Source organism: Methanosarcina baikalica (assembly GCF_031461075.1).
Taxonomy (GTDB): Archaea; Halobacteriota; Methanosarcinia; order Methanosarcinales; family Methanosarcinaceae; genus Methanosarcina; species Methanosarcina baikalica.
Map to the genome: position 1 here is coordinate 16,825 of NZ_JAVKPK010000021.1, position 25,330 is coordinate 42,154.

At 41.0% G+C, this 25,330-nt stretch carries 19 protein-coding genes and 1 pseudogene; 10 read left to right on the forward strand and 10 right to left on the reverse strand.

All coding sequences use genetic code 11. From position 1 onward, the window contains the following. The first annotated feature begins 469 nt into the window (after window positions 1-469). Together RG963_RS06810 and RG963_RS06815 are read left to right on the forward strand one after the other, a co-directional pair. Window positions 470-1,075 (forward strand): DUF7557 family protein, encoded by a 606-nt coding sequence (locus RG963_RS06810; RefSeq protein ID WP_310575519.1) that lies wholly within the window; start codon window positions 470-472, stop codon window positions 1,073-1,075. 710 nt (window positions 1,076-1,785) lie between these two features. Then, on the forward strand, window positions 1,786-3,186 hold the full coding sequence (locus RG963_RS06815; protein ID WP_310575520.1) for an eCIS core domain-containing protein: 1,401 nt from the start codon (window positions 1,786-1,788) through the stop codon (window positions 3,184-3,186). Between the two features lie 372 nt (window positions 3,187-3,558). Here the strand turns inward: RG963_RS06815 and RG963_RS06820 are convergent, their stop codons facing one another. After that, entirely contained in the window at window positions 3,559-3,804 is a 246-nt protein-coding gene (locus RG963_RS06820; protein ID WP_310575521.1) for a hypothetical protein, read from the reverse strand. Window positions 3,805-4,329: 525 nt separating this feature from the next. On the opposite strand from RG963_RS06820, the gene RG963_RS06825 reads away from it, so the two are divergent. After that, a complete protein-coding gene (locus RG963_RS06825; protein ID WP_310575522.1) occupies window positions 4,330-4,755 on the forward strand; it encodes a hypothetical protein in 426 nt (141 codons plus the stop codon). Between the two features lie 8 nt (window positions 4,756-4,763). Here RG963_RS06825 and RG963_RS06830 read toward each other — a convergent pair whose 3' ends face one another. The 4 genes from RG963_RS06830 to RG963_RS06845 all read right to left on the reverse strand — a co-directional run bounded on the left by RG963_RS06830 (window position 4,764) and on the right by RG963_RS06845 (window position 10,951). Next, entirely contained in the window at window positions 4,764-4,943 is a 180-nt protein-coding gene (locus tag RG963_RS06830) for a hypothetical protein (protein WP_310575523.1), read from the reverse strand. Between the two features lie 1,279 nt (window positions 4,944-6,222). Continuing rightward, window positions 6,223-8,451, reverse strand: a complete 2,229-nt coding sequence (locus RG963_RS06835) for a DUF2341 domain-containing protein (protein WP_310575524.1) — start codon at window positions 8,449-8,451, stop codon at window positions 6,223-6,225. A gap of 5 nt (window positions 8,452-8,456) precedes the next feature. Continuing rightward, complete coding sequence (locus RG963_RS06840) at window positions 8,457-8,609, reverse strand: hypothetical protein (RefSeq protein ID WP_310575525.1); 153 nt, start codon at window positions 8,607-8,609, stop codon at window positions 8,457-8,459. Window positions 8,610-8,872: 263 nt separating this feature from the next. Beyond that, entirely contained in the window at window positions 8,873-10,951 is a 2,079-nt protein-coding gene (locus RG963_RS06845; RefSeq protein WP_310575526.1) for a DUF2341 domain-containing protein, read from the reverse strand. A 331-nt stretch (window positions 10,952-11,282) separates the two neighbouring features. Here RG963_RS06845 and RG963_RS06850 point away from each other — a divergent pair, with 331 nt between their 5' ends. Together RG963_RS06850 and RG963_RS06855 are read left to right on the forward strand one after the other, a co-directional pair. Continuing rightward, window positions 11,283-11,435: a hypothetical protein gene (locus RG963_RS06850; RefSeq protein WP_310575527.1), complete on the forward strand. Its 153-nt coding sequence runs from the start codon at window positions 11,283-11,285 to the stop codon at window positions 11,433-11,435. 22 nt (window positions 11,436-11,457) lie between these two features. Next, window positions 11,458-11,964, forward strand: coding sequence for a hypothetical protein (locus RG963_RS06855; RefSeq protein WP_310575528.1), 507 nt, complete (start codon window positions 11,458-11,460; stop codon window positions 11,962-11,964). A 1,016-nt stretch (window positions 11,965-12,980) separates the two neighbouring features. Here the strand turns inward: RG963_RS06855 and RG963_RS06860 are convergent. After that, the gene (locus RG963_RS06860) at window positions 12,981-13,211 is read right to left on the reverse strand and encodes a DUF3006 domain-containing protein (RefSeq protein ID WP_310575529.1); all 231 of its coding nucleotides are present in this window, start codon (window positions 13,209-13,211) and stop codon (window positions 12,981-12,983) included. 3 nt (window positions 13,212-13,214) lie between these two features. Continuing rightward, entirely contained in the window at window positions 13,215-14,531 is a 1,317-nt protein-coding gene (locus tag RG963_RS06865; protein WP_310575530.1) for a lamin tail domain-containing protein, read from the reverse strand. Between the two features lie 322 nt (window positions 14,532-14,853). Here RG963_RS06865 and radC point away from each other — a divergent pair. The 5 genes and pseudogenes from radC to RG963_RS06890 all read left to right on the forward strand — a co-directional run. Then, window positions 14,854-15,201, forward strand: a pseudogene (gene radC / locus RG963_RS06870) (RadC family protein); the annotation flags it as partial. Window positions 15,202-15,660: 459 nt separating this feature from the next. Further along, entirely contained in the window at window positions 15,661-16,560 is a 900-nt protein-coding gene (gene mmp11, locus RG963_RS06875) for a methanogenesis marker protein 11 (RefSeq protein WP_310575531.1), read from the forward strand. Between the two features lie 144 nt (window positions 16,561-16,704). Then, window positions 16,705-18,396, forward strand: a complete 1,692-nt coding sequence (locus RG963_RS06880) for an indolepyruvate ferredoxin oxidoreductase subunit alpha (RefSeq protein ID WP_310575532.1) — start codon at window positions 16,705-16,707, stop codon at window positions 18,394-18,396. A gap of 413 nt (window positions 18,397-18,809) precedes the next feature. Further along, window positions 18,810-18,974, forward strand: a complete 165-nt coding sequence (locus tag RG963_RS06885) for a hypothetical protein (protein WP_310575533.1) — start codon at window positions 18,810-18,812, stop codon at window positions 18,972-18,974. 589 nt (window positions 18,975-19,563) lie between these two features. Then, a complete protein-coding gene (locus RG963_RS06890; RefSeq protein ID WP_310575550.1) occupies window positions 19,564-21,963 on the forward strand; it encodes a DUF3160 domain-containing protein in 2,400 nt (799 codons plus the stop codon). Between the two features lie 77 nt (window positions 21,964-22,040). On the opposite strand, the gene RG963_RS06895 is transcribed toward RG963_RS06890, so the two are convergent. The 3 genes from RG963_RS06895 to RG963_RS06905 form a co-directional block, all read right to left on the reverse strand. Further along, window positions 22,041-23,258, reverse strand: a complete 1,218-nt coding sequence (locus RG963_RS06895) for a homocitrate synthase family protein (protein ID WP_310575534.1) — start codon at window positions 23,256-23,258, stop codon at window positions 22,041-22,043. Window positions 23,259-23,678: 420 nt separating this feature from the next. After that, a complete protein-coding gene (locus RG963_RS06900) occupies window positions 23,679-24,506 on the reverse strand; it encodes an NAD(+)/NADH kinase (RefSeq protein WP_310575535.1) in 828 nt (275 codons plus the stop codon). A 1-nt stretch (window position 24,507) separates the two neighbouring features. Continuing rightward, complete coding sequence (locus RG963_RS06905) at window positions 24,508-25,314, reverse strand: bifunctional fructose-bisphosphatase/inositol-phosphate phosphatase (RefSeq protein WP_310575536.1); 807 nt, start codon at window positions 25,312-25,314, stop codon at window positions 24,508-24,510. Between the last annotated feature and the right edge of the window lie 16 nt (window positions 25,315-25,330).

A 25,330-nucleotide genomic window follows, 5' to 3' on the forward strand; every position in this document is an offset into this window, starting at 1 on the left:
TACGCAAAGCTAACATAACCATGCCTTTTAGGCATATATTATGGAGTTCAGACGAACCTGGAAAGTACATTTGGACTCCATAAACTACTTTTTGTTAACTCCTTATAAGTATTACGTATAAACTCTTAAACAATGCAATTTTCATACTCATTTTGAATCTAGAATTATTTCCTGATCTTTGATTGTTAGAGACTTTGGCTGTAAAGTATATATGTGAGAATAATGCCTTAACTCATATTCAAAATCTAAAAGAGGAGTCGAGCGAGTTTTCATCTTATTTAATAAAATAATACTGTTGACCTATCTGAAATTTAGACTAATAAATTCCCTAGATAGTCACAGGCTTTTTCATACGATTTGTACAGTCTCTGTGTTGTAACAGTTGTTACTTATAAAAAACGTAATAACTGTTACAAAAACTATTGTAACAAACGTTACACTTAAATAGTTTGTAACATATGTTACATATATGGAAGAAAAGAGTAGAGTTCAAAGATTGAATTGCAGGTTAATAGACAAGATCACAGAGATAGGGGACTTTGAAGATGTTGTGAGAGGTCTCATTGACGAGTACGACCCAAAAGAAGTTTCTATCAAACGTGACATAGAAGGGCGTTTTTTTATGTTAGCCCACGGTAAAAAAGCTGTTTTTGTGATGTGTGGCGAATCAAAACCGATTCGAATCAGATCTGAAACTGTGGACAGACTAAATGAGCTACGTGTTCACCCTGATGAATCAATTAACACGATCTTAAGCCGTTTAGTGGTTTACAGAAGCCTGAAAATGCAGAAAAAAGAAAAGATAATCTATTTCACGGACAGTGAGGGATGCCTGCCATGTAGACGAGCAAAACCAGAGGTTGACAAGTTTTTAAATGACCCTGAATGTCTGCAGTATGCTGATTTAGTGGTATGTGACTCCGCAGAAGGTGACCATCCAGAAGACAGGTTTCATACAGGTTTAACCCCCAGCTGGGTTTTCCTGGATTCAAATGGATCGCCTTATTATACTGTAAGGGGCGGAATACTGCAGAAAATAGCAATGTTGAGTATATGCAAAGATGGGTTGCTTTAGTAACATTTGTTACCATATTTAACTTATTTTCTCTTTTTCAGTTATACTACCACAGATCAGTGAAAAGGTTTACTCTTTTTACTCTGATCAGCTATCAACAATTTGAGCAATTTGTTGCTACCCAGGCAAATACTGAAAGTATGCACTATAAAAAGGTTTTCTGATAATGTTTTATGTTTTTACCTATGTGTTTCTCATAGTTTTTTGCATTTACTAGTGGGGTTATATAGGAAAAAATTCCTAGTACAAAATTATAATGTCTAGTGATAATGATTATAGCGATTTTTAGGTTAAGTTTCATTCCATAGACCATGGAATGAAACTTAACCTAAACACATAGCAGGTCTTAGACGGTAACGATTTAATATGGTGAGTAAACAAAATGCAGTCTGACAATCAGGAGAATTTTTGGATTTCGAAACAATTTTGTGGAGTAAATAATTGAGAGTAATAAACTCCAAACAATTCTTGCAAATATAATGAAAAGTGTTATAATTTATCAGATTTTGTTGCTATTCGTAAGGCATATCGATCTCGCCGTAATAAATCACTTTTTTTGGAAAATACCTTTACAGACCTTTTTCTACATTACTGCAAAAAGACATTTACAAAAATCTAAATTAATTAAGAAGTATTATATATTAGTCATGTTTCAATATTATTAACTTTTTTAAGTATCTCATATTCAACTTTCTCAGGGATGTCTAATCATGGCAGAGCACCAGCAAGCGCAGCAATCCAAAAAACCGGATACCAATTTTCAAAAGCAAGCAATCCCCCTAAGCCATACACCCGCATCAAATACTTATTCTATCATCCAGCGTGCCAAAATCAACCCGAGATCCCTCACTCATGCTGACATTATGCAGCTTCAGCGTACCATTGGAAATCGGGCAGTTGGGATGCTGCTTTCAAGTCTCGGAAATACTTCCACAGCTCAGCAGGCAACAGTTCAGCGTCAGGAAATTCCGGAGGAAGAGGAACCTTTACAAGGTAAGTTTGAAAGCGTTCAGAGGCAGGAAATCCCTGAGGAAGAAGAGCCATTGCAGGGCAAAATGGCTGAAACTGTACAACGCCAAGAAATCCCAGAGGAAGAAGAACCTCTTCAAGGCAAATTTGAAAGCAAGCCTGAAATTTCCAGCCCTTCGTTTTTCGCAGCCCCTATCACGCAGAGGCAGGAGTTGGAGGAAGAAGAAAAAACTCTGCAAGGAAAAATGATAGGAGCTGTCCAGCGTCAAGAAATTCCAGAGGAGGAAGAACCACTTCAGGCAAAGACAGAGAATAATACCGGAATGCCTGATAACCTTAAGGCTGGCGTGGAAACTTTGTCTGGAATTGATATGAGCGATGTAAAGGTGCATTATAATTCAGATGGACCTGCTAATGTAGGAGCATTGGCATATACACAGGGAACGGATATTCATATAGCTCCAGGGCAAGAGAAGCATTTACCGCATGAAACTTGGCATGTGGTACAGCAGAAAGAGAGCAGGGTACGACCAACCATTCAGTTAAAGGATGTGGCGGTGAATGATGATGTGAAATTAGAGCATGAGGCTGATGAATTTGGGAAGAGTGTTACTCAAATGATGACATGTAAAAAAGCCACAGTTGCGGGATCATCTGAAACTACACAGCTATCTCAGATTGTACCGATGGATTTCCAGCTGGGGGGAGGTGTTTTCTCAAAGGGGAGTTCAGCGTCCACAGCTGTGAAAGCTGTTGAGGTGGGCGCAAGTAAAAAAAAATTAGGTGCCAAAGAGGATACTCCGAATTGCTACTTATGTGTATTGGCAGATTATCTTGACAAAGGGTTAGAAACATTCGATTCTAGTCTGGGGCATATGCGTATAAGCATACAAATATTCCAAGATACTATGTTAAAAAAACTAGGAATAAATGTTGAGATGTTAGGATTTGAAAACTATACCGATTTCTTCAACCACATAAACAAATGCAAAAATGGAGAATATTTCATTGGATGGAAAACGCACATAATCAGAGGAACAAAAGTAGCGGGACAAATAATGGAGTTATGGGACCCACAAAACCAAACTGGATATTCTTTTCCAATGAAGGAAGATCTATACTTCTCACTCCGCATAAAGTAATTTCGAATATTACTAGCTGAGTATTTTTGCCCAACGCCGCAAAAATGCAGCAATTCCCATTCTAACCGAAAACACATGCAATTGACTGGCACCGTTAATTGATATTGTGGCAGCATCAAGCTTTTTCATCACTTCTTTTGCTACTTCCTTTTTAAACTCGATGTCTTTATCAGGCTCTTTTGGTGCTGGGATCTCTTCTATTTCTTCTTCCTCAGCTTCCTTATCTAACTACATGCATAGGTTTTATCACAAAACCTATGCATTAATGAAATAGAAAACAGAAATTTTGTTAGCATAGCCAGTGACTTTTCATCCTCTTATATTAACAGAACTTTTGTTACACTGCCGAATGTGTTCGATCCCTTCCAAAATTTATAATAGCTCTGTAATTTTTTCTGCATTATAGAACCCAAATAACACTGCGCCAACGCCACGTTCTGACAAACGTATAAATCCAGGTGATGAAATATTTTTTTCCACAAGTTTAGCACGGTATAATCTCTCAACTGAATTTTCATCTAAATTTGATTGCCTTTCCCAACCTCCACATAGACTAAGTACCCCCAATTCATACAGATGAGTAAGTATTTCAATTTCCATAGCTTCTAACGTATACATCTCTATTAACTCCCCGTTTCAAATGTAACATGCTGGATCAATCAAATTCTAAATGTAACGTTTTCTGGCCTATTATTTTCCCCTTTCTATTTAGTGTTGTATCCTGAAATGATTTTGCATATTCAAGAACATGGGCACGTTGTCGCTGAATTGGAAAAATACATAGGTTTTAATGTAAAAGCTCTGCATTTCTCTAATTTTTAGCAGCTTTCAAGCAGTCACAGGCTTCGTCATACAACTTGTACAGTCTCTGGGTTGTAGCATATGTTATCTATGAGATTGTAACAGTTGTAACAGCTGTTACAAAAATAAGAAAGTAGGAACGTAGAAGACATGCTAAAAAGCAATCGATAAAGTCAATCAACTCTGCTCTATCGAGAATAAATAAAAAAGATTATGTATCTATCTGTGAATATTTAGACATTAGCCTTTGAATTTACAGCAAATTAGCGACACTGCTAATATTTTCTCGCAAATAAAAATGTTCAGGTTCTGTATTAAATCTATAATTAAGGAGTATACACTATGATCGATCCGTCAAGCATTGCCTTTATTCCCATCATATCTCAGCTGTTAAATAGGTTTCTTGATGCTGAAATTGCTAATGAAAAACTTGAAGAATTATCGCGAGCAACTTTAATAGAAGTTTTCTTAGTTTGCATAAAAGATTGGAAAGTTAAAACTGAAGGTTCTTATAGGAAAAATCCGAGACAAGAAATTTTTTTACTGAAACAATATGCAGAACTATTTACATATGTTAGTAGCAAGTTTAGCTCTCGTGATCTGCTAAGTGAGGAATGGCTTAATCGGATTGTAGACACTGCAGAAAAGATGCAACGTATAGCTTTTGATAGTGAAGTTGACCCAAGGAATTTAGATCGGTCTGATGAGCTATTCAAGGAAATAAAGAACATGTTAAATGAGTTTAAGCAAGCAGAAGAAGTGATTTAATATAAGTTTTATTTATCTTTACAGGAAAGGGCAACTCGTAAAGAAATCAGCTTTTTAGGCTCTTCTTTTGCAGTTGCAGTTGTGCCAGTTTCAGCCAAGGAGCCTATTTCTCTTTTGACTTCAGGATGTCTATTAGTCGTAAAGTTTATAGGCAAAAGAGCATGGTAAAACATCGAAACAAAATTCATATAGATTTGACTCATACTTATTGATGCAGACTCAAAGTCGATCTGATCTGAAATGCAGTTTTTGTGCAGGTTTGGTTATTCCTGCCAATTATCCCAACTTGGGCGGGTTGTCTCCCCGCCCTAAACAGGCTGTCCGACAATTACTGTGAGAAATGAGATTTTTTTTCTATTAAATATATTAACTTTTATATAATTTATTAAATATTCATGTATGTGGCTTTCATCAAATCTTCCAAGAATCAAGTTTGGACTTTACCTCCAGATATTCGAGACCTTATTCCTTCAGATCATATCCGTAACGCGATAAATATATTCTGTATTAATAATTATTCCTGCTATCCTCAATGAACATCTTAACTCTCATAGGATTTATTTAGGGGGTAAAGATGAGGCTTGGATTTTGTGAGTATTCTTTTTTAACTTCTGAAAAAAGGGGTACTTTTTTAACAGTTCGTTTTTAGGCTATTTTTGACTATTTATTGGTCATTTGATTAGTGCTTTGAATACTCATTTAAATAATACATAAAACCAGTAATTTTTGAGACAATTTCCTACTTTACAAGAATATAGGACATTAAAAGGCACGAGCTTTTGGGGTATATAAACAAACTACCAAAAAATAGAAATTTTATCAGTTTTTGTCCTTATTTAGGCGGACTCGGACAAAAACGATAGTTTACAATTCTAGTAATTTTGTAAACTATCTTTTGAGATCCTGGCTTTTTTCTTTAAACTTTTCTACTTTTTATGCAAAAATCCTGAGAAAACTTAAAAGATAGTTGACGTTTCTCTGTAAGTGTCAATTATCTTTGAGAAAAGCTTTTGCTTTTTAGTTATGGTACTTTTTCAACAAATGCATAGAAAAAGCAGTCTGTTTTAAAGCCCTCTGTGAAAGCCTACATATAAACACACCACCCTAACAGACGAAGCCTCGCCTTGGGCTTCTCTGTGGCTCGCTTAACGAAGAAAAAAGAGTTAATTGGTGGGAGTGATACCACCAAAAAACTTTGGCATACCGCAGGCAACTGCACCCACACAAAGATACAGTAACCCTGAAGACACTGACAGAAACATCGTTCCAATACCTATGATGCCTAAAAAGGCCCCTATTACATACATCCACTTAGTCCTTGGGCTTAGCTTAAACATTTTTCTCACTCCTAACACCTTGCGATTTATAGCACAAGGTTACTATGTGTATATGTTGTTTGAGGATAAATAGCTACCTAATTTTATGTATAATGTATACACTTAAAAGAAAATATGAGTGGTTTTCCACTCATGGCCCCCGTGAAAGCCGGTAAAATGCCGAAGCGAATGACAGCACTATAGCAATTGATATGAAGGCTACAAACTGACTCGGGATAAATCCTATCAGCAAGGACCCAACTATCAAAGCAAGAGTTGTCACAATTGTTAGTTTACCTTGGTTGACCCACATAAACACGAACGGCAACACAAATAATACTAGGTAAGCCATTCTTCCCATTATATCAGTAAAGGGTGCAAACAAGCTTGTCATTATGCCGTCTGTATCCATATCCAATGTGCTATTCATTAAATTGTTATAGTTTGTGTCATTGAAAGGTACTACGTGCTCTGTGGCTATTTCCCTACCTACCATAACTCTGTACTCAAGCATACTGGAATTGCCTTCTGTTGTTTCAGCCCAGACAGAAACGTTATAGGCCCTTCCTGGCATATCAAATGTATATGACATATTCATGCTTGTGTAGTTGATTTCAACGTCATTAATGAACCAGTGACTTGTAAGCACACCGTAGGGAGTAGTAAAGCTAAACTCTTTTGACTCGTTAAACGCTACATGCTGCCAAGTCTCTCCTACTGCTGTAAGCTGCGGTGTGTTCGACAATGAGGTGTCCACAAGCACATATGACAGTTTACTACCGTATGCGTTACTTGCTGTGAGAGTCACATTGTACGACCCGCCTGCAGCATATGTGTGTGTTGGGTTCTGTGTTGTCGCTGTACTTCCGTCTCCAAAGTTCCAGGCCCAAGACGTAGGATCATTCAGTGATAGATCTTGGAAGTTGTAAGTAAGATTGCTCTGACGAATGTAATTAAAGTGCGTCGCTGGTAAATCTAACAATACCATATAACCCGTTTTTGTCTCAGTACCGGAGCTTGCAGCGTTGTGTGTTGTCAAACTTACTGTATAAGTTCCTGCAACAGTGTAAACGTGCATAGGACTCTGTGCAGTTGAGGCTGTCCCGTCTCCGAAGTTCCATGACCAGGATGTAGGGCTATCTGCAGAGGTGTCTGTGAATTGCACTACTCTTGGTACTGTACCTGAAGTAACATTTGCACTAAATGCAGGTGTAAGCTCCACTGTGACTGTGCTTGTTGCTGTGCTTGTGCCGAGGGCATTGCCGGCTGTTAATGTTACTGTGTAGGTACCAGGTGAGCTAAACACATGGCTCGGGTTCTGTGCAGTTGATGTGCCACTATCTCCAAAATCCCATGCCCAGGATGTAGGCACGTTTGTTGACGTATCTGTGAAATGCACAGTAAATGGTGCCCTTCCGCTTTCATCATCCTGGCTAAAGCTTATGTCTGAGGTGGTTACCACGGTACTGCTGACAGAGGCAACAGGCTCTACAGGCACATATTGTCTGATAGCAAACCAGTCTGTCCAGATTTCCGCAGTCGTTGAAGCAGATGTGGAAACAGCCCTTATCCTTACGTTTGAGACACCTGGGAATACGTTTCCTGTGTCTGTTTCCGTGTAATTATTGAAGGATACGCTGGTAGCTGTGTTCGTTCTTGTGTAATTGACTGTATAATAGGTGTTAGCGTTCCAGGGTTCTGTGACGTAAGTAATCGACGAGGCGGTATAAACATTAGCAATCTTGGGGGAAGGTGCGACGGCATCAGCGATACCAAAGAATGTTTCATATGACCCTATGTAAAATCCAGCCGGCCTTTCAAACACATCTGTCACAAGTGCCCCTGCATGTGCTGTCTTAGTCCTCATCATTACTGTATGATTAGGAAGGTATTGAGCACTATTAGGGACTGCTGAAACGTCAATGTTAACGGATCTTACGTCAAGAACCCCGTCATGGACACTGACCCAGGCAGGCTCTGAATACCACCATGCAGCGGGGTTATTTCCGCTGAAGTCGTCGAAACAAGCAAATACAGCAGTACCGTTGGATTCTGATGCAGTTTCTCCTGGGATACCCCATTCACAGTAAATTTCTGTGGTTCCTGCTGGAAGAGGTACCCACACTTTTGCTGCTGACGCGGTGTAACTCTCTACCCAATAAGGTAAGCTCGTACCACTTTGCGCGCTTGTGTCATCAGCAAAGAACCTTATGTTCGCATAAGTTGAATCCATTCCAGACAGATGAGGCACTGTAACAGGTGTTTCATATCCAGCAGGTGCTGAGCCACTAACCGTTATTTCAACCGAAGAATGTGCTGCACTCGCAGGTGCAACAAGCACACAAAGCAGCAGTATAGACAATAGTAAAACGTTTTTCATTATAATCACTCCCTTGATACAGGAACTAATTTCAACGAATTTTTATTACAAGGGCAGAGGAGAAGCTCTTCATCTTCCCGCCAACCGAGAGCCTTAAGAAATTGTTTGTTTACTGCAACCATGTAGTTGCCGCGTGTTTGTTTTTGCAGTTTTACCATACCATATCCCACTTGTCAACACATTGTTTTCATGTGTTTAACATGTGTATATATGCTGTCTAAGCATAAAAAGCTATTCAGAAATGTATACATTATATATACAATTCCTTAAAAGCGTAACACATTGTATATGCTAATTTATATGAAAATAAGTATTTGAATATGTGTGGCATAGGTGGTTCACACATACGCTGTATGAACCAAATATATGCAGGATATGTACACTGTACAGGTACAAGTTAAAAAAGAAAGAAAGAAAAGAATCAGCTCAAAAGGAGCCGATCAAAAAGCCCTGTGCCCACTAAGATTAAGGCCAGAACCAGGACAATACCCTGTATACTCGTCACCACGTCTTCTATTTTCCCTTTGCCTCGGATCATTGCGATTATATGCGACACCAGAGCAATAAGTATGATCACACTAACCATGCTCAACACGCTTTGCCATTGACTTACGAATGAGGTGCTGAACTCACCCTGAGCTTCTGGCTGGGTCACTGGATCCTGTGGTTCTTCCTCAGGTTCCTCTGGTATAACTTCAGACCTTAATGTAAGAGTTGGCTCTATGACCGCATTGTTCTTAACAAATATACTGTCGTAGTAAACCCTGGAGCCTGCATTCACTGCATAAATCCTGGGAAACAGCGGGGCTGTCAGTGTTGCGCTTGCTGCACTGTACACATCAACGCCATTTTGTTTATACCCGATAGTGTTACCTGTTTTGTATATCTCAACGTTCTGGTATGCTGTACCGATAGCTGATGATAATGCAGCGGTTTTCTTAGGTGTGACCCCGTAGACCTCAAACGCTACTGCAGGGTTTCCATACTCTGAAGCACCTGTCACAAAATGTACATACTGTGAAGCGTTCTCCATTCCGAAAGTTGCGTAATTGCTCGTCGTCGAAAGGGGCATTTTTACAACATTTACGGCTGTATAATTCCCTGTGAAACTTGTTTTCCCTACAAGAGAACCTTCGGCTCCTGCAATGGTTGCAATACCGTCAGATACTGAAACGCTTCCGGCTGCTGTCCACTTGGTTGTGTTTATTGCTGTACCATCGAAGCTGTCAAAGAAACTGAAAGTCTGTTCACCATTGCCTATGGTTGTTGCCAGGTCACTGCCAGAGATTAATTTTATCCCACTGGTGTTATTCGCATAAATGTAGGGTACTTTTACATATGCGGTCACAGTGTTTGTGGTCTGAGAAGCCAGGTTTATCCAAAACGGACACCTTACCCCTTGATCCACTCCTGCCACGGACCAATTAAACTTAACGTCTCCCCAATCGTTTGCACAGCTTCCGTTTGTGTAAACTACACTGCCCGCAGAGGTACCGCTTGCGTTTGACAGTGTAACCGTCATTGGGTACCCTGTTAAATCAGAAGTACTGTTTACTGTGAGTGTTTGAAAGTCTTTATCACTCAGATTTAAGGCTGCATAGGACTTGTTTGAGATTGCCACGTCTATATGGCTGGTGTCAACCTGGTTGGATGGCGTGAAGTACATGAAGGTACGATTTTTGAAAGCAATATAGCTGACATCACCGTAACACCAGCCACTAGCACCGTTCCAAGCAGCTCCAAGGGGTGTATAAGTGTGCTGTACCTTGCCCTCTACCGTCCAATTTACAAGGTCTGTTGACTTTGCCCGATACTCCCACGGCTGCGTATGATAATACATACGATAGAAGCCGTCAACTTTAACCGGAACTCCATTATGTTGCAGAATCTCTGGGTTTCCGCTGTCGAAGTCAAAGAACGGATTATTTGCATTCTTGGTAAAGTTTGCAGGCCCTGTACCGGTAGCTAGGCCCATTTTCCAGACATTCGTGGCGTTATTACCCTCGTATAACATGTAATATGTGCCGTTTTCTTTCCAGACGCAAGAATTAGCGACATGGGAGTAGTCCCAAGCACCCACAGTAGAGCTTTTTGTAATTGCTGGTCCGACGAGTGTAAAGTTAATCATATTGTCGGAAACATAACAATTTATAACTGTGTCCATAGCGGTGTGATTTGTCACATAGGCGTAGTAATGACTGTCCATGTAACAGACATAAACCCTCAGTCCTTCAGGAATATCGGTTGCTTGGTTGCTTGTAAAGGTTATTCCATCCGTTGAGCGAGCGAACCATGTAGTGTCGTTCGACATTGAATACCACATGAACAGTTCATTATTGTTAGCAGGGTTTAATACTGTGCTGGGTTCCCCTGCGAGGTTTGTCGGTATAACACTCGCGTGATATTCGTCCTTAAACGTCATATAGTCAGTGGCAGACACTACGCCTGCTGACATTACAGCGATAAGCATAAGGCAGAGTAACTTTAGTACGTTTTTCATCCCCAATCACACACCGTTTTTGAACAAAGGTACTAACCGAAGAGATCCGTTTTTACAAGGGCACCACGTAAAAGCGGTGTTGTCGTCCCAGCCGTTTGCAGTGATGAATTGCTTAGGCATTGCCACTATGTAGTTTCCTTTTTTCTGTTTTTGTAACTTGACCATGTGTATACTCCCGATATGACACGTTTCCCACACGTGTCTTACATAAATATACGCTTTCTGGACATATAAAGCTAGCTAGAAATGTATACATTATATACATTATACATACAAAAGTAATACTTTATATACGTAGAATTACATATTAATGGGTAGGAGTTGAAGATACATGACCTCTGTTCAGTTAGGTAAAAACGGCGTGTATAGCCTTAATATTCCTTCGAGACTTGCAAAGAGTATGAAGATTCTAAAAGGAGAAGAGTGTACAATTCGAAAGGGCAAAAAAGAGAACGAAATTATAGTCACAATAGAAAGGGATTAAATTTTAGTGGGGGTTAGTGCAGATGTTACCTTATAGAAAAGACACAATTAATAGTATACTGGATGTCCAGAAGAGATATCCTGGGTTATGCGACTCAAGCTTACTCAGCCTAAGCATTGTTAAAAAGTTTGTTAAAGAGGAACTTAAGGAACTGGTTGAGGACGAATTAGATCGGTGTGAATGGGCAGAAGAAAAAGCCAAACCTATCAATTCCCTTGAGTTCATCTACACAGACATTGCCAGAGCAAGAGCTATCTATCATTTTTTATGGAGTGTAGACTCTATAACTGATCAGGCAGTAAAATGGCACTGGCAGGTAAAAGACGTGCCCGTACTAATGAAACGTATGAAGGCGGCAGGTTATAACCCATGGTCCACAACTGAGCCTACCACGGGCCAATATATAGAAAGCTTGCCAGGGTACGGAAGAAAGGAAGTAAAAACTAAATCGGGCAGAACATTTCATGTGTACAATCCTAAAGGTTATGGAGAAGAGGAGACAGCCGGACACGATTATGAAGAAGACTAAACATATCAGCATATGTTGAAATAATGGCAATAAACATATCAATATATACTGATTAAACAACAATGGTAGGCAGTGCGACAGGTAAAGCTCTATTTCTCTTTTATTCTTCTTTTACCCTCCTATACTTCTTTTTTGAAAAAACCTTCGTACCTCTTTATGTATAGTTAATCGCACCTGTGAGAGACTAAGACAGACAACCAGACAAACCAGACAGACAGATTAAAAACCATAACTAGAGCAAAAAGATTTATAAAATTATTTTTTGTCGTTTTGGCAGCAGTCCTATAAGTTAACTATGTAGGGACGAGTCGCTGTGTGTCGTCGCCGCTTTACGTAGAAACTACTAACTAAAATCAATTGCTAGAAACTTGATAACTAAAAATCAGGCAGCGTAAGTGCGTGTCGTTTATGTCGCTTTGGGTGTCGCGGGGATGTCACATTAAAAGTCTATGTAAACCCACCAGTACTTAAAGCAGGAAACCGGCATTCACTGCCATTGTATAAATTACTTGCGAAATGCTTATATAGTTTTAAGACTAATATATACATTGTAATAGCTGAGGCTGCTTAAGCCCTATGAAACCATTCCACCCGTGCAGCAGTGTATTGCTCCTCAAAAACAGGGTGTGCTGCCACCCTTCCTGATGAAGCAGGCTTGACTTACCTGCACTCACCTCCGGTCCTTGTTGTTGGCATCAAGGGCCTTTTCCAATTTATTTACGGGGTTATCATACCCCTTTTCCCCCACCCATCATTTCAATTATATCAGGAACGATTTATCCGAAGAGGACTTGATACCCACTTAAATTATGAAACATTCCCGAAATACCCTATTTTTGTTAATGTCTTTTCCATAATTCAGCTATATTATTTGTAAAAAAAGTTAAATAGTTTTGAGGCTGATATATAACCTGACTCTTAACAATTAGGGGTCTGTTTCATTCAGTGGGCAGGATTTGGTTACCCTGCACCTCAAGATAGGGCGGGTTTGTCTCTCCCGTCCCTCTACCTCTCATTCAGTCTCTATTTTTGTTCTTAAGCTTCTCAAGCAGGCTCGAAACTCTCTCTTTTACATCTTCTGTTTCTTTCACCTCTTTGACAACGGTAATATCCAGAATATCCCCTTCTTTACTCTCAGGAGGCAATAAAAATAAAGGGATATTAATTTTAACCATCTCTTCATCCCTTACAAGCAGCACTGCAGTACCCTCTTCAATCCTGTCAAACGTAACTTTGAAATTTGCCATAGTTTATCTCTCCAGCGTAGAAACAAGCTTTCCGCCATTATCATAGAGAGAAGCTGTATCTCCATCATTGTTCCAGATAGGGTCTTCTAATTGCCAATATAGTTCTGTGGCTGAATCTGTGCCTTTTTCTGTGTATACAGTTACAGTAGATCCTGAATTCAGAATATAAGAAGGAAATGTGTAGGCATGTTTACTGCCCTCATCCTCAATTTTCCAGCCATTCAGGGATACAGGAGAAGAGCCTTTGTTTGAAATTTTGACCCATTCATCCTTCAGGTTCAGGTCGCTGACATAAACGGTTGATTTTGCAGAACTTGGGGTTATGCTTTTAGCAGGTTCTGGTGTCGCAGTTGTTGATCTGTAAGCTGTACTTCCACTGGAAGCAGGTCCAGCTTTCTGAGTAGTTACAGCATAGGTAGATCCGTCGGTTGTAACTGAAATTGTGCCGTCCAAATCAGTCCTGTAGACCTTTGAAGCTTTCTCCAATCTTTCAAGAATCTCAACATGAGGGTGCCCATAATCGTTTCCCGCTCCAACTTCGATAACACTCACTTCAGGACTTACAGCTGAAATAAAGGTTTCTCCACTGCTAGAGCGGCTTGCGTGATGTCCTACTTTCAGGATATCTGCATCCACATCATAACCAGCTTTTATTATTATTTCTTCGGTTTCAAGACCTGCATCACCCATAAGTAAGAATGAAGTATCACCGTAAGTTACCTTGAGAACCACGGAATTTTCATTAAGCTCGTCTGAATAGGTGGTTCCAGGATTCAATACCTGGATGTCAACAGAAGGATCAAGATCGATTGTCTGACCAGCCTTAGCTACTTCAAATGGAATATTTTTCTGGTCAATAGTAGTCAGCATATTCTCGTATGTTTTGGAAGTATGAGGGTATCCGCTATCAATAAAATGCTCAATCTTGAAGTTATTGAGAATATCAACCATGCCACCAATATGATCAGAATGAGGATGGGTTGCAACTACATAATCCAGCGTGGAGATTCCCTGGTCCCTTAGATAATTTGATACGACTTCTCCCTGGTCTTGTTCTCCCGCATCTATAAGCATGGATTTATTTTTATACTCGATCACGATCGAGTCTCCCTGGCCGACATCCAAGAAATATACAGTTAGGTTCTGGTCTGAGGGGGTTTTCTCATTTTGATTTGCTGTTGTAGGAGCAGACTGTTCAGCAGTTGGTGTTTCTTTTGCAGGAGTTACTTCTGAAGGATTGTCTCCAGAATCTGTGCATCCAGATGCAATGAGTATCAGGAGTGTACAGACGATGATACCAAGGATTTTGGAGGGTTTCATAATGATATCAACGTTTAGGAGGTATTAAAAAGCTGCAATTAATGAGGTTTCCAACTTATAATGGAAAAACCCTAACATATTCTAAAAAAATTTAAATAGTTTCCTGCTAATTATACATTGGCGCTTTCTCATCAAGCGTCTGAATTTTCCAAAATCGACGGGCAGGCTGGGCGGCCTGCTCGTCCCCCAAAATAACATTTAGTTTTTTTCTTTCTCCTATCCACATTTTATTTATATGCTTTTTCTGTTGCGCCCTAAACAACTTTCTTTCTCATTCATTTTACTTTCAGTGAGGTATGTATTACCGATAAATATAAGTCAAACACTGATGTATCCTAAAATGCGCGAACAAAAAAAAGAAAAATTCATAACACTTTATCTTGATACAAAAAATCAGATCCTTAAAGAAGAAACCGTGTCAATTGGAAGCCTGAACGCGAGTATTGTCCATCCGCGTGAGGTGTTCAAGTCTGCTCTTATGGAGTCCTCTGCATCGGTAATCATGATCCATAACCACCCCTCAGGAGATCCGAGTCCGAGTAGAGAGGATATAATGGTTACCGAGAAAATGGTAGAAGGAGGTAAACTCCTGGGAATTGACGTTCTTGATCACATCATCATCGGGGACGGCAGGTATGTGAGCCTTAAAGACGAAGGCTTTGTAAAATAAAAAAAGTTAAAGTACTGAAACTCTCCATATAATAGAGATTTTGCAGATAAAAAGCTCTTAAAGAGCCACATCTGCCCAGCAATTTATAACAATATACCTTTTATGGATTACTTTCTTCTGCCAGAAATGACTTTGGTTGATCAAAATCCAGGCCGAACATTTGCTTTCATGGATTATAGTCAAATTTTCATGGATTATAGTCAAATATATAATTGATAATTGTATTCAGCCTATTACTCGGTAAATATTCAGCCTATTACCGATAAAATCCGACTTATATAACTTACTAAACTTACGATATCCATATATCTATAAGAAATGGGCTTTTTGATCAACAAATTTCCCCTCCCACTTCCTATTCTCTATAAAAAGGAGGTTTTCTGAATTACAAAACATATAAACGCCTGTGCACTGGATAACAGAAATATTGAGGAAATAACCCTGGATGACCCTTATACCGTGCCTTACAGGGGCATTTACGCGATCTGCGATGCAGAAAACAGGTATGCGGAGATAATTGAGCACTCCAACTGCTACAGTGGAGCTGCCTGGTCCCTTTACCACTACGCAAAAGCACCCCTTATCCTGAAAGCCCGTTCGACTGGAAATATGATCCGTTATTTCATGAAAACCGGAACCTCAAAGCTTGAACTTAAACCCTCCGTGGCAGCCGCGGGAATAGAATCCGTTATCGTGCAGGGGGATGAAGTTGAGATCACCTATGCAGGCTTAGGAGGCGGAGGGGTTGGTGCAACCCGTTGCAGGGCGTTTGCGGATGGAGTTCTTCGTTACAGAATTTCCGAATCCGGGGGGGAAAAATGCGCCAGAGGAACGATTATAGTTCCTCGCAGGGATCGCGTCCTCATAGGTATAGATGATACTGATTCTAAGGACGTGGGGGCCACCTGGACCCTGACTCATAATATCGCAAAGGAACTGGACTGCCAGGAAGCCGTTTATCTTTCTCATGCCCTTGTCCAGCTTTTTCCTGTCCCTGAAAAGACCCAGAACTGCATGTCCACTGTACTCGAATTCGGTTGTGTGGACCAGAAAGCAAAAGCGAGGCTTATAGATTCTTTCAAAAAAGCTCTTAAGAAATATACTGCTTCAGGCCAAACCGGGATGGTTGTCCTTTCAGATTTCTATGCAAAGGGGCTTTACGGGTTCAGTAACCGCACCCGGACTGAAAGGGTCTCGAAAGCTGACGCTCTGCAGTGTGCCGAAGAGAACAGCGTAGAAGTCCTGCTTAACGGCAACGGGGTAATAGGTGCGCTTGCCTCTTTGCCCTGGTTCGGAAGGCCTGAAGAATCCATTATTCCTGGTATCGAAATCAAACCTCTCATCATGGAGAAGATTTAAAATAACATTTGATAAGGCAAGAACCAGGAAGGCAAGAGTTCGAAATACAAAACATCAAGTAGAAATATAAATACAAAACATCAAGTAGAGATATCATAAAGAATTTTGAGCTCGGATTCTTTAAATTCCAACAGGGGGGTAAGTTTGAAAGAAGAAATAAAAGCAGTAGAATGCACCGGGTTTAAAGCTCTTTATCTCGCAGCCCTTGACAGTGATGTCAGCCTGATAACAGGTGTTCCCGGCTATCCTGTTACCTCCCTAATGGACTTTTTTTTGAAAGCCAGGGAAAAAAAGCTTTCAGAAGGTCCGGAAGCAAAAACCACGGTTTTCAAAGCAGCATATTCGACTGAAATAAACGGTCAAGCTTATAGTGCCAGGTGGTTCACAAATGAGAAAGTTGCCCTCGAAACCGCCCTCGGAGCATCAGTTTCGGGCAGAAGGGCACTTGTTCTTGTAAAGCATGTTGGAATGAACCTGCTTTCAGATCCTCTTATAACCTCGGTTACACACACCATAGGAGCCGGCCTTGTTATAATTGCAGGAGATGACCCTGGCGCAAAAGGTTCTCAGAATGAACAGGACTCCCGCTGGTACGGCCGAATAGCAGAGGTAGCAGTCTTTGACCCGGCTGACCCGTGTACTGCGTACAGGGCCCTAAGACGAGCTTACGAACTTTCGGAAGAGACGAAGACGCCTGTTATCCTGAGGGTCACTGCAGGCCTGGAAAAAAGTACAGGAAAAATAAAGCGCCTTCCAGAGTCTTCAATTCCTCATCCTGAATTCGATCGCTCTATCTGGAAAAGCCGGATGGTGGAAAAACACCGGCTTTTTCACTCTAAAATCTACCCCTTACTGGAAGAGGAAGCTGAAAATACTGACCTGAATGAAATAAAGGAAAGGACAAGAAAAGGAATAGAATCCGGATCTGAAAGGGGACAGATAGGGATTATTTCCTCGGGTTTTACATCTTCGATCGTCGAAGAAATACTGAAAAAGCAGGAAATTTCTCACCCTGAAATTTCTCACCTATCCCTTAACCTTGTAAATCCGCTTCCGCTCGAGAAAATAAGGGCTTTTCTGAGAAATAATCAAAAGGTACTTGTTGCCGAAGAGTCCGAACCCTTCATAGAAGAGCAGATCCGAATAGCAGGCAACGTCTATGGGAAAAAGACCGGACACCTTCCATACGGACAGGTTATGCCTGAAGATATAAAATTTGCCCTGGAACATATAGGAGAAGAAGTTTCAAAACCTGCAGATACTGCCTATCTTGAAGCCTCGAAGAAAAATAGGGCTGGAATCTGCGATGACTGCGCATACCTTCCACTTTACAATTTCGTTAGCACTCTTGACGTGCGGGTTGCCGGGGATATGGGCTGTTCCGTCCGTAGCGCGCCTGAGCCCCTTGCAGCAGTTGATGTTAGTTTTGCCCTGGGCTCTGCAATCTCGGTTGCCTGTGGTTTTGAGAAAAAGGGCATAGCCGTAATCGGAGATTTTGCCCTGGCACATTCAGGCATTCTCGGGCTCCTGAGTGCCGCAACTACAGGCTGCAGCGTGCTTGTGCTTGTGCTCCAGAATGAGGTCGCAGCAATGACCGGAGGGCAGGAAGTCCCTGACCTCGGAAAAGTGGTTGAGGCAATAACTCCCGACGTTTCAGTCTTTGATATTGATGCTGATGAAGAAAAATTAACGGACAGAAGCGGAGAGGAAAAAGAGACCGGCCACAGAAATGAAAAACAGATCTATGCTTCCAAGCTTCCGAAACTGATCCGGGCAAAACTTGCCCTGCCCGGGCTTTCTGTAATATTCATAAAAGGAAAGTGCAGAAAATATTGATTCCATAGTCTTTTTCATTCGCCTCTTTAAACTTTCTTAGTTCATCAATTTTTAATTCAACCTTTTTGACCTGGAGTTTACTTTATCTTCAAATATAATTTTATTTTATCTTCAAACATAATTTTTTTAATAATTTGAACTGGATATTTTAATTCAGTCTTTATCCTGATCTCATTTTCGTGTTGCTTCCATATAAAATTGAAAATATTTTATTCCCCGGTCCAGACACATATATTTCTGAAAATATTAACTTGAAACCCTATTGGAGTTTATAAGAAAAAATGTCCTGTGAAAAAATAGATAACGAAGAAAAATCAATTAAGTTTAGGGGAAAGTTAGTGGGTACTCTTCAGTGCCTGAACCGCTATTTGAGACTTAACTAACTCAAAGAGGAAACTAAGGGGGGAATAAAGTTGGAGAGGAAATTTCAGATATTACTGGTAAGTGGAGCTTTATTGCTGGTAATGGGTACGCTCCTGAATATTACGAAAAACCCGCTTTTATTGGGTACAGGGACTGTAACCGCATTATTCATGATCTTGCTTTTCAGGATAGATCCTTTAAATCCTAACGAGTAATGGAAAGAAAAATCTTCTTTCATTCTTCTAACTAAAATTTAATTTCATGAGCTTAAAATTATTATTATTTTAATTTAAGATTTAGGTATAGACAATGTAAAGATATACACTGGAGAGCAGCAGCAAAAAATTCAGCCTTTCTCGAAAAATTCAGCCTCTCTGATACTTTTGCTTATTCGCGTTTCTTCTGGTTACTGTGATCAGCAGCCGATACAAAATCGCTGACAATGATAAATGAAACGAAATTCTGGAAGTAAACCTTTCAGGAAAGCAGGAGTAGACCTCCACATACATTTCTTAACTTTCATTCTTAACTTTCATTCTTAACTGTTATCCTTAGTTTTTATCCTCAATTTTAGTCTCAAGTTTTCAGTTATGTATCACTTAACTGGATTCCAGATAGGTTAAAATATTTTGATGAGATTAATATATAAATTAATCTAATTTTTGAATAAGTTTTACCCCATATACAGACTTTTGGTTGTAAACAGAAATAATCTGAACTAAGGGACTGAGAAAGTAAAAAACCTACATCCAGAACGAGTAAACCCCTATCAGATACCGAATCCGAAGAGACCGAGATGAAATGATGAAGCCTCGAATTAAGACTATTGTAACTTATTTAATTTTCCTGGTTCTTTTAGTCTCTTTTTTTACAGGAGGATGCATAGGAAAAAGTTCCGAGTTAAGTGAAGAGAACGGGACAGAAAAGAAAGAAGTAAACAATAGTGGAAGCTCTCCAACGGGCCGTCTGAAAACCGAAAAAATAAATATTTCCGATTCAGGAGCAGGGAACTTCACCTTTGCAGGAAATTACAGGCTTGAAGCTATCAATATCGAGTTAAAAGCGCCTTCTTATGAGTTACCCCTTAACAAGGAGAGAATCTCAAACTATGAAACTTTTTCCGGCACAATCCCTCTAAACGAATCAGCTCTTAAAATGCTGGAAAGTAATGGTTTTGTGGTGATAGAAAACCCTTACAATCCCGGAGAAGAGGACATAATTTCAATGTACTCGACCCTCAAACAAGAGGAAGTCCCTATTTTCATTACCACTGATTCCCTGCTGCACATTTATCATATCCAATTTGATGAGACTCTTCGCCAGATAGAGGAAAAGGAGTTTTATGATATCCTCTGGAAGACCGATATTGCTCTGCTAAATGCCTCTACAGAAAAGTATAACAGTGCCGCAGGGGAAGAACAGGAAGCCGCAAGAAGAAATGCAGCCTACTTTGCACTTGCATTGAGCCTACTCCAGCCGAAAACCATGCAAATACAGTCTACGCAGGTACAGGAAACAGAAGAGTCTTACGGCTTTGTTAATGATTCCCTTTTCCCTTCAGGTTCAGAGGAACAATATCAATTTGAAGTTCCTGCGTTCGTAAGAGAGGATGTTGAAGCCGAACTTGCCCTGATAGAAGCTCATGACGGGTTTGAGATCTCTCCGATTTTCAGGTATGAGGAAGATTATTCCCAGTATGTGCCACGAGGCCACTATACTCGCTCCGAGAAACTGCAAAACTACTTCAAAGCCTTAATGTGGCAGGGCCGGATGAGCATGCTTCTGAAAGATAAATTGATTAAATCTGAAGACCCTGCAAAAGATGCCCGCGCCCAGACTATTCAGGCCAGTTTGATCTCTTATCAGCTTGAAAAAGAGCCCGAGCTTCTTGAAAATTGGGACAGAATATACGGGGTCACGGCTTTTTATGTGGGTTTTTCCGATGACCTTGGACCTTATGAATATATGGAAGCTTTGGAGTCGGTCTTTGGAAAAGGAGAAAGGAAATTTAACGAAACAGCAGTTGAAGAACTGAAAACTAAACTTGCAGAGTACCAGGGCCCGCAAATCTACGGAGGTACAGGAAACTGTGCTCTTGAACCACCTTTTACTCCTGAGCAGGCTGACGAATGCCTCGAAAATACAACTGGCTTCCGTTTTATGGGACAGCGCTTTATCCCGGATTCTTATGTTTTCTCAAACATGGTCGGAGCCTATACAGGAGAATATAAGGAAAAATATACAGGGGAAAATAAAACTCCCTTTACTTTGGTTATTTCAAAAGCAGGGAGACCGATCCGCGGCTTCCCGCGCGGGCTTGATGCAATGGCTCTACTGGGTTCGGAAAGGGCTGTTTACTGGCTTGACGAACTGAATGATTCCAGCTATGAAAATTATAGTGTTCAGTATGGAGAGATGGATTCGGAGTTTTCGAACTTCAGTGCAGCCGAATGGAACAGGAATCTCTACTGGTCCTGGCTTTATTCCCTCCAACCTCTTCTGAAGGATTATGGAAACGGTTACCCGACCTTTATGCAGACCGCTGCCTGGCAGGACAAGGAATTGAATACAGCTCTCGCTTCCTGGACAGAACTAAGGCACGATACCATTCTCTATGCCAAGCAGAGTTACACTATGGTTGAAACTGGAATGCCCGTATCTCCTGAAGAAAAGCCGGTTGTAGGCTATGTGGAGCCTGTCCCCGATTTCTACGCCCGCCTGCTTGCCTTGACGAGTATGACAAACCAGGGCCTGGATAAAATGGGTGTGCTTGACCCTACTTCAAAAGCAAGGCTTACGAACCTTGAAGAAATTCTCTCAAGGCTTCAGACAATCTCGGAAAAGGAACTCGGAAATAAAAAACTGACAACAGAAGACTATGAGTTCATCAAAACCTTCGGGGATCAGCTTGAAGGTACTATAGAAGATGTAGACGATAAGGCTAAGAAAACCACGATAGTGGCCGATGTCCATACCGATGGGAACACGGAAACCGTGCTCGAAGAAGGAGTCGGACATGTGGAAATGCTGGTAGTTACATACAAACTTCCGGACGGCAGGATTCTTATCGGGGCCGGGCCCGTGATGAGCCATTACGAGTTCAAGCAGCCCATGCAGGATCGTCTGACCGATGAAAAATGGAGAGAAATGCTGGAGGCAAACCCACCGGAAAAGCCGGAGTGGACCTCCACATATATTTCTTAATTTTAACCTAACGGAATAAATTAGTAGAAAAGGAGATAAACAGAATTATAAAATAAGTAGAAAAGAGTCAGGGGTTTTCAGATAGAAAGCCTCTCATCTTGCTTTTCTGCAGTTTTCTGTTCCTGCCGGACCTGACTAATCAGTTTTTCAAGCTGCTCCCTTGAGATGCTTTTATGCTTCTCTTCGGTACAGACCTTGACTTTATCAATCAGGGCACAGAGTTCTTCCCGTTCAAGGCAGAAACCGATGCTGTTGATAATGCCTTTTAAGGCTTTTGTGCCTGTGTGTTTTCCAACTACGAGATTGCGCTTTCCTCCAACCATTTCAGGGAGGAAGAGTTCATAGGTGCGCGGCTCTTCAAGGATTGCAGCGACATGAATCCCGGATTCGTGGGTGAAGGCATTTTGCCCGACAACGGCTTTGTTTACAGAGGGTGTGATGCCTGAATATTCGGAGACCATTTCAGATAGTGCGGTCAGCTTTGTTGTGTCATAACGGTCGATCCCGTACTGCACCCTCAGGGCTACCATTACTTCTTCAAGTGCAGCGTTTCCTGCCCGTTCTCCAATCCCATTGACTGTTGTGTGGAGCTGCTTTGCCCCGGCTTCGGCGGCTGCAAGCGTGTTTGCAGTAGCCATGCCAAGGTCGTCGTGGCAGTGAATACAGATGGAAGTGTTGACTGATTTGTAAATCTCGCTCACCAGGTAGTGAGTTGTTGTCGGGTTCAGGATCCCAACAGTATCCGCAAGGCTTACGTACTGCACTTTATACTCAGCTTCAACTTCCTTAAAAGCTCGCTTTAGGCGATCGATCGGGGTCCGGCTAGAATCTTCGGCTGCAAAACGCACTTTTAACCCATGGTCAGTTGCGTACTCAATAGCTTCTTTAGCGCAGCCGAGCATTTCCTCAAAACTTCTGTGATATTTGTATTTGAGGTGCATATCGGACATTGCAATAAAAATGCTCACAATATCGACATCACACTCAAGGGCAGAGTCCACATCCCCTTTTACTGCTCTTGAGAGGCAACAGATCCTTGAATTAAAGCCCTGGTTTGCAATTTCCTTCACTATTTCCTTTTCATTTGCGGAAACCACCGGAAATCCGGCTTCTATAACCTCTACACCCATGGAATCAAGCTCACTGGCAATTGCCAGCTTCTGTTCTTTCGCGAATACAACGCCTGGAGTCTGTTCTCCATCGCGGAGCGTCACGTCACAGATTTCGATATCTAGGGGGCGATATTCGATAAAGTCCATAAGTTTATTTCTTGAATACTGCTCGCTCTCTGACATTGTTACTACTTCCTGTGATTTTTAATTATTGTGAGGCATTTTTGATCATTTTTAATGATATCCAGATAATCTACCTGAAAAATAACTCAAAGACTTGAATAAGGAGGCGCCAGGGTTCAAACGTCCCAAAAAGTCAGAAAATATTAGTAAATATTATATCTCGTCAAAATTAAGCATAGCTTTACCTGCAGATGTATAAATGTTTTCCTTGGAGGAAAATGGCTTCCGGCTGCGGCATTATTATAATCTTGAGCAGGAAATACTTATTTTTAATATATTGGAGATACTTATTTTGAATTATTGAGTTCTATTTGGAAATTCAATTAAAAAATATCCAAGATCGAAGGCTCTAAAGAATTAAAAATTTGAGAAAAAAATTAAAGTTTATAAGAAAACTCAAGCTTTGGATAAATTATGTTCTCAGGAAAGTTTTCTCTGAACCCTTTCATAAAAGCAGGTATCCGAAGTCTTCACAAAACGTGCCGGAAACCTGGATTTCTTAAGTTTGACAATATCATCAGGCTTGATCCCGTAGGATTTCTGCCCGTCAATTGCAACAACAGCTTCTTTTTTTGGGACTGACAATTTTACTGTGATTTCACTGTCTGAAGGAATAACCCAGGGCCTTGAGGAGAGTTTAAAAGGGGCAACCGGAACAACTACGATCGCATTTACCCTGGGGCTTATAATAGGGCCGCCTGCGCTCATTGCATAGGCAGTCGAGCCTGTAGGAGTTGCAAAAACCACACCATCGGCACGCATCGATTCAAGAAGGCAATCACCGACATAAACTTCAAACTGAATAATCTTCGCGGGCTTTGCGGACATTATCGCAATCTCGTTTGTCGAGGTTTCAAGCATTTTCCCATTAAGGAAGACATCAACTCGCATTCTTTCGAGATACGAAAAGCCATAAAGCACTTCCTCTATGGTCTCAACGGCATCTTTGGGTTCGACATCTACGAGAAAGCCGAGAGTTCCCATATTAATCCCGAGTATGGGAAGAGGATCTTTCATCTTGGCAATATTCCGAAGGACTGTGCCGTCACCTCCCACACTGATAATGAGTTCTACTCCCTCTTCTCTCATTTTCTCAACTGGAGTACCTTTTATTCCGAGTACATCAGCTGTGGGAGTGGCGACAAAGATCTGAACCTTCGAGCTGAAACAGGCAAGAATTTCCCTGACCATTTCAATTACTTCAGGCCTGTCACAGCGTGAGGAGATTCCGATTTTTTTTATCGCCAACTTATCCTCCTGAAAGTAATTTTAAAATTTTTTCGTGCACATTTCCATTGGACGCAACCATTTCAACCCTGGCGGTAACATTATCAGGAAGCCTTAAAAAATTTCCATATCCGTCCGTAATAAGCCCGCCTGCTTCCTCCAGAATTAGTTGCCCTGCTGCCACATCAGTCACGCGCAGAGCGTTTCGAACATCCACAAAAGCATCAAGCCTGCCTGAGGCTACATAACAAAGTTCGAGTGCTACACTTCCAAATAACCTCACCCTCCTGACACTGCTGTATATCTTTCGGGTCCGTTCCACATTTTGCCGGTAACCATACACACTGACACACAGTTCCCTCAACTCCGAGTTCAGGGAAGATTTGATTTTTTTTCCGTTAAGGTAAGCCCCCTTTCCAGCCTCTGCGTGATATTCCTCGCACAGCGCAAGGTTACTCACAAACCCGAACCTCAGATCTGAGAGGTCATGAGAAGAAACAGCTATTGAAACGCTGTAGAAGGGAATTCCTACAGAGGAATTATAAGTCCCATCAAGCGGGTCCAGAACAACAGAAAATTCTGGAGAGTCCCCCAGAATAAGCTCACCCAGTTCCTCGCTGAGAATTCTCATGGATCTGCCGTCGCCTTTAAGAATCTCGACGATAGCGTTCTCCGCTGCCAGGTCTATTTTAGTAGTCGGTGTCCCATCGGCTCCCATACAAACAAAGCTGCTCGCAGCATCGGTACCTTCAAGATCACAGATAGAATCCGATGCGGCTTTAAAAGCCTCCCGACATAATTTCAAAAAGCCCGAATCTGTTGAATTCATACCCTGGTCAGTTCTT

Coding starts and splice junctions, on each gene's coding strand:
- RG963_RS06850 (WP_310575527.1), top strand. CDS start 11,283: ATGACCTCTGTTCAGTTAGGTAAAAACGGCGTGTATAGCCTTAATATT.
- RG963_RS06890 (WP_310575550.1), top strand. CDS start 19,564: ATGAAGCCTCGAATTAAGACTATTGTAACTTATTTAATTTTCCTGGTT.
- RG963_RS06895 (WP_310575534.1), bottom strand. CDS start 23,258: ATGTCAGAGAGCGAGCAGTATTCAAGAAATAAACTTATGGACTTTATC.
- RG963_RS06830 (WP_310575523.1), bottom strand. CDS start 4,943: ATGAATTTTGTTTCGATGTTTTACCATGCTCTTTTGCCTATAAACTTT.
- RG963_RS06835 (WP_310575524.1), bottom strand. CDS start 8,451: ATGAAAAACGTTTTACTATTGTCTATACTGCTGCTTTGTGTGCTTGTT.
- RG963_RS06840 (WP_310575525.1), bottom strand. CDS start 8,609: ATGGTAAAACTGCAAAAACAAACACGCGGCAACTACATGGTTGCAGTA.
- RG963_RS06860 (WP_310575529.1), bottom strand. CDS start 13,211: ATGGCAAATTTCAAAGTTACGTTTGACAGGATTGAAGAGGGTACTGCA.
- RG963_RS06820 (WP_310575521.1), bottom strand. CDS start 3,804: ATGTATACGTTAGAAGCTATGGAAATTGAAATACTTACTCATCTGTAT.
- RG963_RS06845 (WP_310575526.1), bottom strand. CDS start 10,951: ATGAAAAACGTACTAAAGTTACTCTGCCTTATGCTTATCGCTGTAATG.
- RG963_RS06855 (WP_310575528.1), top strand. CDS start 11,458: ATGTTACCTTATAGAAAAGACACAATTAATAGTATACTGGATGTCCAG.
- RG963_RS06905 (WP_310575536.1), bottom strand. CDS start 25,314: ATGAATTCAACAGATTCGGGCTTTTTGAAATTATGTCGGGAGGCTTTT.
- RG963_RS06810 (WP_310575519.1), top strand. CDS start 470: ATGGAAGAAAAGAGTAGAGTTCAAAGATTGAATTGCAGGTTAATAGAC.
- RG963_RS06825 (WP_310575522.1), top strand. CDS start 4,330: ATGATCGATCCGTCAAGCATTGCCTTTATTCCCATCATATCTCAGCTG.
- RG963_RS06815 (WP_310575520.1), top strand. CDS start 1,786: ATGGCAGAGCACCAGCAAGCGCAGCAATCCAAAAAACCGGATACCAAT.
- RG963_RS06865 (WP_310575530.1), bottom strand. CDS start 14,531: ATGAAACCCTCCAAAATCCTTGGTATCATCGTCTGTACACTCCTGATA.